15 protein-coding genes are annotated in these 14878 nt (G+C 60.7%); 11 read left to right on the top strand and 4 right to left on the bottom strand.

Features of this window, described 5'->3' with window-relative positions; translation table 11 throughout:
- Positions 1–48: 48 nt before the first annotated feature.
- From MHM88_RS01215 to MHM88_RS01185, 7 genes are all read left to right on the top strand, one after another.
- On the top strand, positions 49–1188 hold the full coding sequence (locus MHM88_RS01215; RefSeq protein ID WP_239321557.1) for an OmpP1/FadL family transporter: 1140 nt from the start codon (positions 49–51) through the stop codon (positions 1186–1188).
- A 149-nt stretch (positions 1189–1337) separates the two neighbouring features.
- Entirely contained in the window at positions 1338–2201 is an 864-nt protein-coding gene (locus tag MHM88_RS01210; RefSeq protein ID WP_239321559.1) for an ATPase, read from the top strand.
- Positions 2202–2336: 135 nt separating this feature from the next.
- Entirely contained in the window at positions 2337–3275 is a 939-nt protein-coding gene (metA, locus tag MHM88_RS01205) for a homoserine O-succinyltransferase (protein ID WP_239321561.1), read from the top strand.
- Positions 3276–3284: 9 nt separating this feature from the next.
- A complete protein-coding gene (locus MHM88_RS01200) occupies positions 3285–4244 on the top strand; it encodes an alpha/beta fold hydrolase (RefSeq protein ID WP_239359182.1) in 960 nt (319 codons plus the stop codon).
- A gap of 60 nt (positions 4245–4304) precedes the next feature.
- Entirely contained in the window at positions 4305–5174 is an 870-nt protein-coding gene (gene ppk2 / locus MHM88_RS01195; RefSeq protein WP_239321564.1) for a polyphosphate kinase 2, read from the top strand.
- Entirely contained in the window at positions 5167–5784 is a 618-nt protein-coding gene (locus MHM88_RS01190) for a TetR/AcrR family transcriptional regulator (RefSeq protein WP_239321566.1), read from the top strand. The genes ppk2 and MHM88_RS01190 overlap by 8 nt, the downstream gene beginning before the upstream one ends.
- 204 nt (positions 5785–5988) lie before the next feature.
- Entirely contained in the window at positions 5989–8145 is a 2157-nt protein-coding gene (locus MHM88_RS01185) for a methyl-accepting chemotaxis protein (protein WP_239359180.1), read from the top strand.
- Between the two features lie 106 nt (positions 8146–8251).
- Here MHM88_RS01185 and rpsI read toward each other — a convergent pair whose 3' ends face one another.
- The 3 genes from rpsI to MHM88_RS01170 all read right to left on the bottom strand — a co-directional run bounded on the left by rpsI (position 8252) and on the right by MHM88_RS01170 (position 10790).
- Positions 8252–8737 (bottom strand): 30S ribosomal protein S9, encoded by a 486-nt coding sequence (gene rpsI, locus MHM88_RS01180; protein ID WP_239321570.1) that lies wholly within the window; start codon positions 8735–8737, stop codon positions 8252–8254.
- 5 nt (positions 8738–8742) lie between these two features.
- Entirely contained in the window at positions 8743–9201 is a 459-nt protein-coding gene (gene rplM, locus MHM88_RS01175) for a 50S ribosomal protein L13 (RefSeq protein WP_239321572.1), read from the bottom strand.
- Positions 9202–9374: 173 nt separating this feature from the next.
- Positions 9375–10790 carry a PLP-dependent aminotransferase family protein gene (locus MHM88_RS01170; RefSeq protein WP_239359178.1) on the bottom strand — a complete coding sequence of 472 codons (1416 nt, stop codon included), beginning with the start codon at positions 10788–10790 and terminating at the stop codon, positions 9375–9377.
- 92 nt (positions 10791–10882) lie between these two features.
- Between MHM88_RS01170 and MHM88_RS01165 the strand changes: the two genes are divergently transcribed.
- The 3 genes from MHM88_RS01165 (at position 10883) to speE (ending at position 12687) form a co-directional block, all read left to right on the top strand.
- Positions 10883–11113: a DUF1127 domain-containing protein gene (locus tag MHM88_RS01165; protein ID WP_239321576.1), complete on the top strand. Its 231-nt coding sequence runs from the start codon at positions 10883–10885 to the stop codon at positions 11111–11113.
- A 216-nt stretch (positions 11114–11329) separates the two neighbouring features.
- Positions 11330–11836 (top strand): adenosylmethionine decarboxylase, encoded by a 507-nt coding sequence (gene speD, locus MHM88_RS01160; protein WP_239321578.1) that lies wholly within the window; start codon positions 11330–11332, stop codon positions 11834–11836.
- Positions 11833–12687 carry a polyamine aminopropyltransferase gene (gene speE / locus MHM88_RS01155; RefSeq protein ID WP_239359176.1) on the top strand — a complete coding sequence of 285 codons (855 nt, stop codon included), beginning with the start codon at positions 11833–11835 and terminating at the stop codon, positions 12685–12687. Before speD ends, speE begins: the two co-directional genes overlap by 4 nt.
- Positions 12688–12706: 19 nt before the next feature.
- Here speE and MHM88_RS01150 read toward each other — a convergent pair whose 3' ends face one another.
- On the bottom strand, positions 12707–13129 hold the full coding sequence (locus MHM88_RS01150) for a PaaI family thioesterase (protein WP_239359174.1): 423 nt from the start codon (positions 13127–13129) through the stop codon (positions 12707–12709).
- A gap of 401 nt (positions 13130–13530) precedes the next feature.
- On the opposite strand from MHM88_RS01150, the gene trmFO reads away from it, so the two are divergent.
- Positions 13531–14871, top strand: coding sequence for a methylenetetrahydrofolate--tRNA-(uracil(54)-C(5))-methyltransferase (FADH(2)-oxidizing) TrmFO (trmFO, locus tag MHM88_RS01145; RefSeq protein WP_239359172.1), 1341 nt, complete (start codon positions 13531–13533; stop codon positions 14869–14871).
- The last annotated feature ends 7 nt before the right edge of the window (positions 14872–14878 follow it).

Below are 14878 nucleotides of genomic sequence, written 5' to 3'. Positions count from 1 at the left end.
AATGCGCAGCGAAACAAAATTTCGCACGCAGCTGAGGGAGGACAAGAAATGAAGACTTATATCGCCGCATCCCTTGCGACGACATTGCTGGCATCCACCGCCATGGCGGCTGGGCTGGATCGCACCGGTCAACCGGTAGATATCATTTTCGAAGAGGGAACCTATGCGGAGTTCTCCTTTGCCACCACATCCCCGGACCTGAACGGCAACGATCTTGCCACGTTCAACCCGGCGGAATCGGCAACCGGGAATGTTGCCAACCGCTTCAACATGTTCGGCGGCGGGTTCAAGACCGATATCAATGATCGCCTGGCGCTGGCCGTGATTTTTGATCAGCCTTGGGGCGTGGATGTCGCCTATCCCTCGACCGGTGGCTCCGCCCTGCTGAACGGCACCTTTGCCGATGCGACATCAAACGCGATCACCACGCTTCTGCGCTACAAGGTGAACGACCAGTTCAGCCTGCACGGCGGTCTGCGCTATCAGGAGATCAAAGGCGATCTGGCCTTGTCCGGTGCGGCCTATGGCGCGCTTTCCGGCTATAACGTCAATGTTGCAAACGAGGGCGGTTTTGGCTTCGTTGTCGGCGGTGCGTATGAGATCCCGGACATCGCCCTGCGTCTTGCTGTCACCTACAACTCTGAAATCACGCATGATTTCGAAGTGACCGAGAACTTCCCGGTGGCTCTGGGCGGCGCGTCCACCGTCACCGAGCACAAGACCAAGACGCCGCAGTCGCTGAATATCGACTTCCAGACCGGGATCGCGCAGGACACGCTGCTTCTGGCTGGCATCCGCTGGGTGGAACACAGCACCACGCGTCTTGACCCGGTTGCCGTCAATGCGGCCCTGCCGGTGCCGGTCGAGCTGATCACGCTTGACGATTCCATCACCTACACGCTTGGGGTTGGTCGCCGGATCAACGAAAACTGGTCTGCGTCGCTGGCATATATGTACGAGGATGTGGATGGGGATGATCTGGTGTCGCCCCTGGCGCCAACACATGGCGCCCAGGCAATCCGTCTTGGCGTTCAGTACAAGAACGAGAACATCAAGGTCGCCGCGGGTCTGCGCTACACCATGCTGGATGATGCGTTTGCGGAAACCGGCACGCCGGATACCGCTCGGGCCAGCTTCAAGGACAGCGATGCGCTCAGCTTTGGTCTGAAAGTCGGCTTCTACTTCTGATCCGTCTTCGGATGTGACCACAGCAATCGCCCCCGGCCCTGTGCCGGGGGCGATCTGCTTTCTGGGCGCCACTGCCGTCAACCGCAATTGACCTGCCGCGCCCGCCTGTCTAGCAAGGCGGGACAGACCGCGAAAAAGGCAGCAGTTTCATGCTTTACTCCTCCGCTCAGGCGTGGCGCGATGCGCCCTCAAAACGGGTTCTTTTCTTTGGCATGTCCGGCCTTGGGAAAACCTATATCAGCAACGTGCTGCGGGGCTCGGGGCAGTGGTTCCACTATTCCGCCGATTACCGCATCGGCACGCGCTATATGGGTGAATATATCGCCGACAATGCCAAGGCCGAGGCGATGAAGGTGCCGTTCCTGCGCCAGCTGCTGCTGAACGATTCCATTGATATTTCCTCCAACATCACCTTCGAGAACCTGAGCGCGGTGACCGCCTATCTCGGGGTGCCGGGCGATCCCGCCAAAGGTGGCCTGCCAATTGCCGAGTATCACCGGCGGCAGGATCAGTTCCGCCGGGCCGAGATCGACGCCCTCTTGGACACCCGATACTTTATCGAACGCTCGGAGCGCATCTACGGCTATCCGCATTTCATCTGCGATTCCGGCGGCTCCATCTGCGAATGGGTGGATGCGAACGATCCCAATGATCCGCTGCTGACGGAACTGAGCGCCCGGACCCTGCTGGTCTGGATCAAGGGCACCGAGGCCCACACGCAGGAGTTGATACGCCGTTTCGACCGCGCGCCCAAGCCGATGGCCTATCAGCCCGAATTTCTGACCCGCGTCTGGCAAGAGTATCTGGCCGAGAACCAGCTCTCCGACAGCGAGGTCGATCCGCATGCCTTTCTGCGCTGGACCTATGCCCAGGCGCTGGCCCACCGGCAACCGCGATACGAGGCGATGGCCGCGCAATGGGGCGTCACCGTCACCGCCGACCAGATCGCACAGGTGCAATCAAATTCCGATTTCGAGGAGTTGATCTCATCCGCCCTTGAGGCCCGTTCGTAACAGTCCTATCTACCGGAGCCGGCCCGTCGGGCCCGGACCGCCCCGCCCGCTATCGCCATCTGAAACCCTTCGCTAAGATCCCATCGTTCAAGATCCCGCCCCGAGACCACGGCACATTCCCAAAAAGGACCTGACATGCCTATCAAGATTCCCGCTGACCTGCCCGCCTACTCCGTTCTGTCGAACGAAGGCGTCATGGTCATGTCGCCGGATCAGGCCGCCCGTCAGGATATCCGCCCGATCAAGATCGGCCTGTTGAACCTGATGCCGAAGAAGATCCAGACGGAAAACCAGTTTGCCCGGCTGATCGGGGCAACGCCGTTGCAGATCGAGTTCTCGCTGATCCGGATGACCGAGCATCAGACCAAGAACACCGCGGCGGCGCATATGGAGGAATTCTATCGCCCCTTCCAGGAGGTCAAGGATCAGAAGTTCGACGGGCTGATCATCACCGGCGCGCCGATCGAGCATCTTGACTTTGAAGACGTCACCTACTGGCAGGAACTCTGCGAGGTCTTTGAATGGACCCAGACCAATGTGCATTCCACATTTGGCGTCTGCTGGGGCGGCATGGCGATGATCAACTACTTTCACGGCGTGCGCAAACATATGCTGGAGAAAAAGGCCTTTGGCTGTTTCCGGCATCAGAACCTGCGGCCGACCTCGCCCTATCTTCTTGGGTTTTCGGATGATTTCGTGATCCCCGTCTCCCGCTGGACGGAGATGCACCAATCCGAAATCGACGCGGCACCGGGGTTGCGCACCTTGCTCGGCAGCCCGGATGTCGGCCCTTGTCTGGTCGAAGACCCCGGCCATCGGGCGCTCTATATCTTCAACCACTTTGAATATGACAGCGACACGCTGAAGCAGGAATATGATCGCGATGTGGCTTCCGGCACGGAAATCAACGTGCCGCTGAACTACTATCCCGACGATGATCCCTCCAAGACGCCGCTGAACCGCTGGCGCAGCCACGCGCATCTGCTCTATCGCAACTGGATTTCGGAGATTTACGAAACCACGCCCTTCGACGTGCAGAAGATCGGGCTGGAATCCACGGATCTGCGGGCCTGAGTGGTGCGCATGGGGGCACTTACCCTACTGGTTCTGGCGCTTGCGGCGGGCTGTGCCTCGCTGTCCTCCCGCATCACCACGCGGGAGGCGCGCGCGATGGCGGCCTATCCGCCGCAGGGGCAGTTCATAGACGTGCAGGGGCATCGGGTGCATGTGGTGGAACGGGGCCAGACCAGGGGGAGTGCTCCGGATCTGGTGCTGATCCATGGCTCCAACGGCAGCTCCCGGGACATGACATTCCGCCTGTCACCGGCGCTGGAGGATGCCTATCATATCCTGATCTTTGACCGCCCCGGCCTCGGCTATTCCGATCCGGTCAGCCCGACCGGCACCAGCATCCAGACCCAGGCGGAGATCCTGCAGGCCGCCAGCGCGCAGCTCGGCGTCAGCCGCCCGATCGTTCTGGGACAAAGCTATGGCGGCGCAGTTGCCCTCGCCTGGGCCACGCAGTTCCCCGAGCACACGGCGGCGGTGGTCAATGTGTCCGGTGTCTCTCACCCCTGGGAGGCGCCGCTTCCGGCGTTCTATCAGCTCACCTCCTCGCGTCTTGGCGGCCAGCTGGTCGTGCCCTTGCTGACGGCCCTGGTGCCCAAAAGCTATGTCCGCAATTCGCTTGCCGAGGTCTTTGCCCCGCAGGAGGTGCCGAAAGGGTTCGCCGAACATTTCGGGCTGGAGATGAGCCTGCGGCGGTCCTCGCTGCGGGCCAATGCGCGCCAGCGGGCCAACCTCCTGTCCGAGGTCGAGGCCATGGCGCCGCAGTATCCGGACCTGACCATGCCGATCGAAATCGTGCATGGCACCGCAGATACCACAGTGGGAATTTCCATTCACGCAGAGCGGCTTGTGGCCGATACTTCAACTGCGCGCCTGACGCCGCTCGATGGGGTCGGACATATGCCGCATCAAACCCATACCGAGGCGGTGGTGAATGCGGTGCATCGGGCGGCGCAGCGGGCTGGCTTGCGTTAAGCCCGTTAACATTGGACAGTACCGCTGCATGTATCCTGGCGCAGAAAGGACGGACACGACATGACATTGCCGTTTGACGGGGCGATCAGCACGTTCTTCGAGGACGAGGCGCCCAAGGAGATCCGCAAGGCGATCAAGACCGCGCATAAGGACGATATCCTGAACCCGACCTACCCCTACCGCGAAGAGATCGCGAAACAGGACTACAAGGACCAGTACGAGGCGTTGCAGATCGAACTGGTGAAACTGCAAGCCTGGGTGAAGGCCTCCGGTCAACGCATCGCCATCGTCTTTGAGGGCCGGGATGCGGCTGGCAAAGGCGGAACGATCAAGCGCTTTCGCGAGAACCTCAACCCGCGGGGGGCGCGTGTTGTCGCGCTCAACAAGCCCACGGAAACGGAAGCCACGCAATGGTATTTCCAGCGCTATATCACCCAGCTTCCGGCCGGCGGTGAAATCGTTTTCTTTGACCGCAGCTGGTACAACCGCGGCGTGGTGGAAAAGGTGTTCGATTTCTGCACCGACGCGGAACGCGAGCATTTCTTCTCGCAAGTCATTGATTTTGAAAAGATGCTGGTGGATGAGGGCATTCACCTGTTCAAGTTCTGGCTCAACGTCGGGCGGGCGGAGCAGCTGCGGCGCTTTCTGGCCCGGGAGCGTGACCCGCTGAAGCAGTGGAAACTGAGCTGGATCGATGTCGAGGGGCTGAAACGCTGGGACACCTACTCCAGGGCGATCCGCGAAACCCTCTATCGCGGCCAAAGCCCGCATGCGCCCTGGACCGTGGTGCGCTCTGACGACAAGAAGCGGGCGCGACTGGAAGCGATCCGCCATGTCCTGTTGAACACGGACTACGACAACAAGGACGTCGAGGCCATCGGCGTCGCTGACACCAGCATCTGTGCAGGGCCGGACATCTGGGATGCCTAAACGCGGCTATCATCACGGCAACCTGCGTCAGGCGCTGGTGGAGGCCGCCCTGCGCCTGATCGAGGTCAAGGGCCCCACCGGGTTCACCCTCTCGGAGGCGGCAAAACAGGCCGGCGTCACCCCGGCTGCGGTCTATCGCCACTTCGAGGGGCGCGAGGACCTGATTGCCGAGGCCGCGCGGCAGGGATTTGTGATGTTTGCCGACCTGATGCAGCACGCCTATGACAAGTATCAGCCCTCTGCCCTCGCCGCCTTCGAAGCCACCGGGCGCGCCTATCTTGCCTTTGCACGCAAGCATCCCGGCCACTATATTGCGATGTTCGAAAGCGGCATTTCTGCAAATCGCACGCCGGAGCTGGCCGATGCCGCCAAACGGGCGCGTGGCGTGCTGGAACAAGCCGCCGCGGAGTTGAGCCAGCACATCCCGGCGGAAAAACGCCCTCCGGCCTCGATGTTCTCCGCCCATATCATGGCGATGAGCCATGGCGTCGTGGAACTCTTTGCCCGCAACGCGCCGGGAACCGCCTCCCCCTATGCGCCCGAGGACCTGCTGGAAAGTGGGATCGGCATTTACCTGCGGGGTCTGGGCCTGATCGACCCGGACCTGTAGCGCTCTCCCCCAAACGCCCATGATGCATGACGTCTGAGGCGCCCGCTCATGGTCCCGCCCCGAATAAAACGGGATCGCGCCCGTTTTACAGGCAGTCCGCGGCCGCCTGCGCGCTTTTGACGATGGGCTTACTCTTGTTTCAGAACGCCTTAAAGCACCGCTCCTAGGGTCTGCCCTGTGCAAGGTAGGTATTAGGAGCTTGGTATGCCTCTTCGATTGATTATGTTTTTGGTTATCATGCCCCTGTTTGCCATGGGCGGTTTCTTTGCCGTCCTAGAGCTGCAGAGGCACTGGGAGGACCGCGCGGACGCCGCTGCAACCCGCCTGGAAACGCAAGAGGAAACACTCGTCAACACGCTCGTGCACGAGTTGCAAAAGGAACGGGGCTATTCCGCCGGTTTCATAGCCTCGAAAGGGCAGAACTTTCCACAAGAGCTGGCCGCGCAGCGGCAGTTGACCAACGAGGCCCTGGCGGTTGTCTCCGACCAGGTTCAGTTCCTGATCGCGAAAAAGCCGGATCTGAGCCAAGCGCTGCACGCGCGGATGGACCAGCTTGCCGCCATGCGTGGACAGGTGGATGCGCTCGCGCTGACCGTGCCCGAAATGGCGAAATATTACACGACAACCATCGGGATGTATCTGGATCTGGCCCGCCCCGTTCAACTCGAGACCCCGTCACACCGGGTCCAGTCCCTCGTCCAGGCGCGAACCTTGCTCGGTGCCGCCAAGGAGGCCGCCGGGCTGGAGCGTGCCATGGGGGCCACCGGCCTGGGCGGCGGGTTCTCGCTGGCTTTGCATGACCGCTTCGTCTCTCTGGGCGGCGCGCAGCAGGCACATCTCCATGAGGTTGATGCGATGGTCGATCTCGACGTCTGGCTGGCAGAGCTGATGGCGACTGAGGAATACGCTCGGATCGCAGAGGCGCGGCAGACCATTCTTGGCGGTTTCGAAAGCGGTGACTATGGCGCCCTGACCGCGCCGGACTGGTTTGCCCTTTCGAGCGACTGGATCAATGCACTGCGCATGCAGGAAGAGCGCCTAACCGCTGAAATCAAACAGATTTCCACCGAAATCGAGAACCGTTCCGACAGCGTCTTCCGGACCTACGCGATCCTGTGTGCGCTCGCCGTCACCGGCGCCCTGGGGTTTGCGGTGCTTGTGTTCGAACGCATGATCAAGCGTATTCACGGGCTCACCGCTGCGGTGGACGGCTTTGCCAACGGCAAATTCGACATTCCTGTCGAGGGCATCGATGGCAAGGATGAGCTGAGCCGGATGGCGCGTGTCATCTACAGGTTCAAGCAGGAAACCCTGCAAATGCGCCGTGATGCCGAGGCGCTGGCGGCCGAACAAGACAAGCGCAAATCCGAACAGGATTTTGTTGTCGCTGAGCTGCGGGGCGGCCTGTCCCGCCTCTCTGACGGCGATCTAACCGTGAGCGTCGACGCCACCTTCCCGCAGGACTACGAAGATCTTCGTGCCGGTTTCAATCAGACCATAAGCCGTTTGCGCGATGCCATGGAACAGGTGATCGATGCCGCCCACAGCCTAAGCACGGGGGCCGCGGAAATCGACCAGGCCGCGGGCGACCTGTCCCATCGCACCGAAAGCCAGGCGGCCACGCTGGAGGAAACCGCAGCTGCCCTGGAGGAGCTGACCGCCAGCGTCAAATCCGCCGCAGACGGCGCGCGTTCGGTTGAACAGACCACCGAGAATGCCAAAATCGAAGCCACCCGCAGCGGCACCGTGGTGCGGGACGCCGTGGACGCCATGGCCGAAATCGAGAAAGGCTCCGATCAGATCGCACAGATCATCGGCGTGATTGACGACATCGCGTTCCAGACCAACCTTCTGGCCCTGAACGCCGGTGTGGAGGCCGCACGCGCCGGCGAGGCCGGGCGCGGGTTTGCCGTCGTCGCCTCCGAGGTGCGGGCCCTCGCGCAACGGTCGTCCAGCGCCGCGATGGAGATCAAGGCGCTGATCGGAGACAGCTCTCATCAGGTGGAACGCGGGGCCGGGCTGGTCAGAGATGCAGGCACCGCGCTTGAGAGCATCGTCAAGCAGGTCACGCATATCTCCGGCCTGGTCAGCGATAACGCCGAAGGGGCGCTGGAGCAATCGACGGGTCTGGAAGAAATCAACACCGGCGTGGTTCAGCTCGATCAGGTCACCCAGCAGAACGCAGCCATGGTGGAGGAAACCACCGCCGCCAGCACGTTGCTGAATAGCAATGCGCGGCAACTCGATAAAATCGTGCAGCGGTTCAGGATCCGCGCGGAAAACACCCCGATCGAGCAACGCCCGCCAGCCACCGACCTGCCACCAGAGACACAGCGCACGGCGCTCCCTCACGCCAGCTGACCCGCTTACTGCGGATCAAAGCGGTCCTCACCGGTACATAGCCGGGACCATCAACAAAAAAGGCCACCCGAAGGTGGCCTTTTCCAAAATCGTATGATCCAGCGGATTAACGCTTGGAGAACTGGAAGGAACGACGGGCCTTGCGGCGGCCGAACTTCTTACGTTCCACAACGCGGCTGTCGCGGGTCAGGAAGCCTGCGGCTTTCAGGGCGCCACGCAGCGAGGGATCATAAAGCTGCAGCGCTTTGGAGATGCCGTGCTTGACCGCGCCGGCCTGACCGGAGAGGCCACCGCCCTTGACGGTTGCGTAGACGTCGAACTGGTCTTCCACACCGGCAACGGTGAAGGGTTGACGCAGGATCATCTGCAGCACCGGACGGGCGAAGTATTTGTTCAGCTCTTTGCCGTTCACTTCGACCTTGCCGGAACCCGGCTTGATCCAGACACGGGCAATCGCGTCTTTCCGCTTGCCGGTGGCGTAGGAGCGACCCAGCTCGTCACGAACGGGCTCGCGCGGGGCCAGCTCTTCGGCTGCGGTTTCGACGCCTGCGACAGCGCCCAGCTCTTCGAGAGTGTTGATCTGATCAGCCATCGTCATTAGCTCCGGGTGTTTTTCTTGTTCATGGATTTGACATCCAGAACTTCGGGGCTCTGGGCTTCATGCGGGTGCTCGGCACCGGCATAGATGCGCAGGTTGGTCATCTGCTGACGGGACAGGCGGTTGCCCGGCAGCATGCGTTTCACGGCCTGCATGACCACGCGCTCGGGGTGTGCACCGTCGAGGATCTGCTGCTTGGTGCGGGACTTGATGCCGCCCGGGTGGCCAGTGTGCCAGTAGAAGTGCTCATCGCGCTTCTTACCGGTCATCTGGATCTTGTCCGCGTTGATGACGATGACGTTGTCACCCATGTCCATGTGGGGGGTGAACGACGGTTTATGCTTGCCGCGCAGGCGGGTGGCAACGATCGACGCAAGACGGCCCAGCACCACGCCCTCGGCGTCGATGATGATCCACTTCTTGTCGATGTCTGCCGGAGTAGCAGAGAAGGTTTTCATGTCAGGTCAATCCTGTTTGTCGTGACGATAGCGCCGCAAGCGACTCCATCTGAATTCGATGGACGGGGTTTACGGCGCTGTTACACAACAGTCAACACAGGCAAATCACATAAAACCGTTTGATTTCAACAGTTTGAAAAATAGGTATTAAAATACCCCACGCTTTGATGGGTTCAAACGCTGATTTGCTCCGGTGGATTGTCCAAAAGCATGCGCAGCCGCAGCATCGCATCCTCAAACCGCGCCAGCGTGACATGCCCGTTGATGGCGATGCGCACCGCATTGGGCGCGCGCCCGTCGCGCAGAGCGAACTCATCCGCGGACCGCAGTTGCACCCCCTGCCCCTCGGCCGCACGGGTAAAGGCCCCGGCCCGCCAGCCGGATGGCAGGCGCAACCACAGGAAGGGCACCTGCGCGTCCCAGGTCAGCTCAAACGCGCCAAGCGCATTGACGGCGACCCGCACGTAATCTGCCATTTCCTCGCGTACCGCTTGCACCAGCTTCTTGCTGCGCGGATCGGACAGCAGGATACGCGTGACCTCGGCCAGGGGCTGGGCGAGACCGAAATACCCGTATTCCGCCACCCGACGCAGTTCGGAGGATTTTCCGACCGGCGCGATCGCAAAGCCGACCCGCAGGGCCGGGGTCAGGGATTTGGAAATCGACGTGACATGCCAGCTGAGGTCCGGCGCCAGGGCCCGATAGGTGGGCGCCCGCGCCTCGCCCATGCGGTAACAGTCATCCTCGATAATTTGTACCCCATGCCGGCGCAGCACAGCGAGAATCTCCTTGCGGCGTTCCAGCGGCGTGAACGTCCCTGTGGGATTGTGCACTTCTGGACTGGTACAAAGCACAGAGCCCCCCGATTTCTTGATCGCAAGTTCCAGTGCTTCGGGCACAATGCCGTGCTCGTCAATGGCGACACCGACAACCTTGGCGCGCAGGACTTCGGCCGCGCGCCGGAACCCGGCATAGGACAGATCCTCGACCAGAATGGTCGGATTGTTGTCTTTCAGGATGGCCTGCAACACGGTCATCACGGCGTTCTGCCCGCCGTGTGTCAGCACGATGTCACGCTCGCCCAACGGGCCAAGCGGCGTGTCCGACAGCCAGTCGACCACCGTCTGCCGCACGGGTTGATAGGCGTCACGCGTCGGATAGTTCAACAGCGAAAGCCGGTCGCAGTCAGCTGATTTCCTTAGTGCTTCTCGGATGAGCTTGACCTGACCGACATCCACCAGGCGCGGACTGAACAGGCTGACGTGGTTGGGATTGCTCTGCTCCAGCAGATGCAACTGACGCGACCAGACATCATCCATCACGGCGGTTTCACGCTCGGCCACAAAGGTGCCGCGGCCGACTTCGGCCTGCAAAACCCCCTCGTCGGTGAGAATGGTATACGCGCGCGCTACGGTGCCGGGCGTGATGCTGAGCTGATAGGCCAACTCCCGCACAGGTGGCAATTTTGCGCCCACCTGCAATGTACCACTCTCGACCGCCAATCGTATCGTATCTGCGACGCGCTTATATTTCGGGCCGGGTTTCTCGGCCAGCGATCCGGTCAAGGTGGAGGGCCAAATTGTACCCATCACAATCTCCGCTTAGACAATCCGTATCACATTTTGTACTCATCATATGCCAGCACATTCAAATTGCATCAATACAAAATGTGAGACGTACCATGACAAATGTGACAGAACACCCGACACACCTTGCCTATCTGACCAGCCGCCCGGCGCTGCCGATGGTTGCAGAAGCGGCGATCGGATTTGCGGTTCTGGTCACCAAATGGTCCGTCCGAAAGCGCACCCGCCGCCAGCTGAGCCGCCTCGAGGCGCATCAGCTGCGCGATATCGGCCTCCAACGAGAGGACGCCATGCGCGAAGGAACTCTTCCGTTCTGGAGACCCTGATCCCCGGGGCACAGAACCAACTGGCAGGCCGGAGCATGTCTCCGGCCCTTTTTTTGGCCAAGCGCGATCCCGCTTCCCTACATTTTTACCTTGATCGAATCCCCGCGCTTTCCTATCTGCGCCTCACTTTCGGTACCGATCCCAACCCTGAACTCTTATTCGGGGGGGCGCTAAGGACCGTCTGGATTGTCATCTACTGGAACGAAGGGGAGTGTCATGTCAGACGCCAACCTCTTCCAACTGGGGATCGGTCTGGAGACAGGCGCCCATGAGGAAGATACCGCCCGCGGTGTGTCCACCGCTATTGTGAACTCTTTGGTCGACGCCGACCGCGAGGATCACTTCATCCGTCGCGACGGCAAGGTGTTTGCCGGCACGCATCTGATCATCGAAGTGATGAAAGGCACCGGTCTGGACTGTCAGACCCGGATTGAGGACGCATTTCGCAAGATGGTCGAGGTCTGCGGCGCAACCCTGCTGCATATCCACACCCATAAATTCTCGCCTCAGGGCGTCTCCGGTGTGGCCGTGCTGGCCGAGAGCCATATCTCCGTGCACACGTGGCCGGAAATTGGCTATGGCGCATTTGACGTCTTCATGTGTGGCGATGCAGAGCCATGGAAGGCCGTCGATGTGCTGAAATCCGCCTTTGAAACCAATATGGTCGAGGTGCGTGAACTGTTGCGCGGCGAGGAAATCGTCGCAAAGGAGGTCGCCGCATGACGGATGAGGTCTGGAACACCGAACGCCTGCACGATCATTTCGCCCAATCCCTGCGGGTGAGCGAAATGTATTACGACAGCAAGACCGAGCACCAGCGGCTCAAGGTCTTTCAGAACGGCACCTTCGGGCGTGTTTTGACGCTCGATGACGTGGTTCAGACCACCGAAGGCGACAACTTCATCTATCACGAGATGCTGACCCATGTGCCGATCCTGGCGCATGGGGCCGCAAAACGCGTGCTGATTATCGGCGGCGGCGATGGCGGCATTGCGCGTGAGGTGCTGAAACACGCCTCGGTCGAGCATGTCACCATGGTGGAAATCGACGCCGGCGTTGTCGATTTTTCCAAGGAATACCTGCCAACGCTGAGCCAGGGCGCCTTTGACGATGCGCGGCTCAATCTGGTGATCAACGATGGCGCAGTCTTCATGAAGGAGACAGATGACAAATTCGACGTCATCATTGTCGATTCCACCGACCCGATCGGCCCGGGTGAGGTTCTGTTTACCGATACATTCTACGGCCATGCCGCCCGCGCCCTGACCGAGGACGGCATTATCGTCACCCAGAATGGCGTGCCCTTCATGCAAGGGGACGAACTGACCAATACAATGCGGGCCTTTCAGGCGTTGTTCCAGGACGCGACCTGCTATCTCGCCACCATTCCGACCTATGTCGGCGGCCCCATGGCGCTTGGCTGGGGCAGCCATTCGACCAAGGCGCGCGATGTGGATCTGGCAACGCTAGAGGCGCGCTTTGCCGCCGCGAACCTTACCCCCGACTACTACACGCCCGAGGTGCACAAGGCGGCGTTTGCCCTGCCAGGCTATGTCAAAAAACTGTTCCCCTGAAATAGGTTGAACAGCGCTTTTACCGTTGCGGCGGGATCGAATATGTCATGGTGGAGCGCGCAACCGGCGCGGATTTTCCTTCGGAGAACAGCAGCACATCTCCCACCGCCAGGCTGCGGCCAAGCTTCAGCAGCCGCGCCTGCCCCAACAGATCGCAGCCGCTTTCGGGTTTGCGCATGAAATCAAGCGAGGCATTGGTCGTGACCGCAAGCGCCTCGCGTCCCAGATGCGCCAGCACCAGCGCATAGACCGCCACATCGGCGAGCGCAAACATCGAAGGCCCCGACACGGTGCCACCGGGACGCAGGTGCCGATCCTGGACATTCAGGCGCATGGTGATCGCACCGGGGCTCAGCTCATCTATGCTGAACTCACCCCGGATCTGCGGAAAAACATCCTCCAGATAGGCGCTCAGCCCCTCTTTTGTAAAAACCAAGTCCATCCCGGCGTCCCCACTTCTGTCTGCGCGTCAGTGTGCATGCAGCAAGGGCCGCCTCAAGAAATTTTGCATAAAACGCCACGGCATTTTAAGTCCTGCCGTTCACGGGCTCAGAACTTCTGATGATTTTTCCTAAAATTTTCGGACAATTTAGCCTTTGTTTACGAATGGCGCGGTATTGTTTCCATATTGAGGCTTCTAAAGAAGGCAAGATCGTGGCAAGAGTTGGGCAGGCCAACTGGCTTGCCGCAATTCGGGCCGCTGCTTCGGATCGTCCCTCCTACCGGATCTCTCACCCGGGTTTGACGTCCACGAAGCTGCGGCCCTAATTATTTCCGCCTCCCCGCACCGATGACCATCAGGCGATATTGCGCCCGCAGGCCACCTGCCCTATGTGCCCTGTCATGACACAAGAGCTTCATATCGTCGGCGGCGGAATGGCCGGATCCGAGGCCGCCTGGCAGGCGGCCCACATGGGCGTCAACGTGGTGATCCACGAGATGCGGCCCAAGGTTGAAACCTTTGCCCACCAGACCGGCAACTTGGGCGAAATGGTCTGCTCCAACTCCTTCCGCTCGGATGATGACGAGCAGAACGCCGTGGGGCTTTTGCATTGGGAAATGCGCGCGGCCAATGGTCTGATCATGACCACGGCGGACGAGCATCGCCTGCCCGCCGGTGGCGCCCTGGCGGTCGACCGCGACCCGTTTGCGGAAACCGTGACGGCCAAACTCAAGGCCCTGCCCAACGTGCGGATCTCTTACGAGGAAGTCACCGACCTGCCCGCGGACGGACAGTGGATCTTTGCCACCGGTCCGCTGACCTCGCCTGCCTTGGGTGAGGCAATCCAGCGCGAGACTGGCGCGGAGCGGCTTGCGTTTTTCGATGCCATTGCGCCGATTGTCTATGCAGACAGCATCGACATGTCGCAGGCCTGGATGCAGTCGCGGTACGACAAGGGCGAAACCGAGGAAGAGCGCACCGCCTACCTCAATTGTCCGATGACCAAGGATCAATACGAGGCCTTCATCGACGCGCTTCTGGCTGCAGACAAGACCGAGTTTCATGAGGGAGAGACGGCCGGATATTTCGACGGCTGCCTGCCGATCGAGGTGATGGCAGAGCGCGGTCGCGAGACCCTGCGCCATGGCCCGATGAAACCCGTGGGCCTGACCAATCCGCATAAACCGGATGAGAAAGCCTGGGCCGTGGTACAGCTGCGTCGCGACAATGCGCTGGGTACGCTGTTTAATATCGTCGGCTTTCAGACCAAGATGAAATACGGCGCCCAAGCTGATGTTTTCCGCATGATTCCGGGGCTGGAGAACGCGAGTTTTGCGCGCCTTGGCGGTATCCACCGCAACACATTCCTGAACTCGCCCACATTGCTGGATCATGAGATGCGGCTGAAATCAAAGCCCAACATCCGCTTTGCCGGTCAGGTCACGGGCGTCGAGGGCTATGTCGAAAGTGCTGCAATGGGGTTGCTGGCCGGGCGCCTTGCTGCGGCAGAGATCCTCGGCAAAGAGCTGCCGCACGTGCCGCAGGACAGCGCCATGGGGGCCTTGATCCATCACATCACCGGCGGTGCCGAGGCCAAAACCTTTCAGCCGATGAATGTGAACTTCGGCCTGTTCCGCCCTGTTGACGGGCTGAAAGGTGGGCGTCGCGGGCGCAAGGACCGCTACAAGGCCTATACCGACCGCGCCAAGGCGGCGTGGCAGGACTGGCTGCAAAACTTTTGATGGACGC

This window comes from Epibacterium sp. MM17-32 (assembly GCF_022348205.1).
Classification (GTDB): Bacteria; Pseudomonadota; Alphaproteobacteria; order Rhodobacterales; family Rhodobacteraceae; genus Epibacterium.
This window is presented reverse-complemented; position numbering and strand designations above follow the sequence as displayed.